The 784-nt window shown below is 46.8% G+C and carries 1 pseudogene; it reads right to left on the bottom strand.

The annotated features are described in order from the left end of the window. A pseudogene (locus H2O64_RS23920) lies at positions 1-784 on the bottom strand (hypothetical protein); the annotation flags it as partial.

Genomic DNA, 784 nt, shown 5'->3' with positions numbered 1-784 from the left:
GCATCTGGGATACCATCCATATCAGCATCTGGCCCCATAGCTACTAGTATTGTAACCGTTGCCGTTGCACATACATCATCCAGTGTTGGACCATCGCCTGTTAGGTCATTACATACTGTATAGTCTATTGTGACACTCATACCGCCTTCTATTAAGGCTGGTGTGTAGATTAGTTCGCCTGTGTTTTCATCAAAACTGATGATTCCTACGCCTGTTCCTGTGCCTGCATCACTGATGTAAATATCACTGCCTGCTGTTCCACTGTTGTCTGGTAAGAAGTCATCATTGGTTAAAATGTCGATCGTTGCTGACATACCTACCATTGCTGTAGCTGAATCTGCTACTGCCGATGGTACTAATGGATTTGGATCACTTGCATCTGGGTTGCCATCATTGTCATCATCTAGATCACAGGCATTGGCTGTGCCGTCTGCGTCTGGATCATCACCTGTGATGTCAACATAATCTGCTGTGCCACCGCCATCTATGTCTGCTCCTGTTGCTGGGTAGCTTGCTGCCGTTACCGTTCCGTTGGCATTGACTGCCGCTGGATCGCTTCCGTATTGTCCACCATCACCACCATCAGCTGTGTTGTTTCCATAGTATTCATTGGCATCACTACATCCATCATCATCTGCATCTGCATCTAAGAAATTTGGTAAGTTCTCTCCAACATTTCCATCGGTGTCCGTTGGGACTCCTACGCCTGTACCTGCACTACTTGGAATTCCAGTGATTGCATTTGGAGTACCATCGGCGATTCCATCATTGTTTGCATCCGTTC

It is taken from the genome of Kordia aestuariivivens (assembly GCF_014397005.1).
Classification (GTDB): Bacteria; Bacteroidota; Bacteroidia; order Flavobacteriales; family Flavobacteriaceae; genus Kordia; species Kordia aestuariivivens.
Note: the sequence above shows the minus strand (reverse complement) of the source record. Positions and strands in the feature narration are given on the sequence as shown.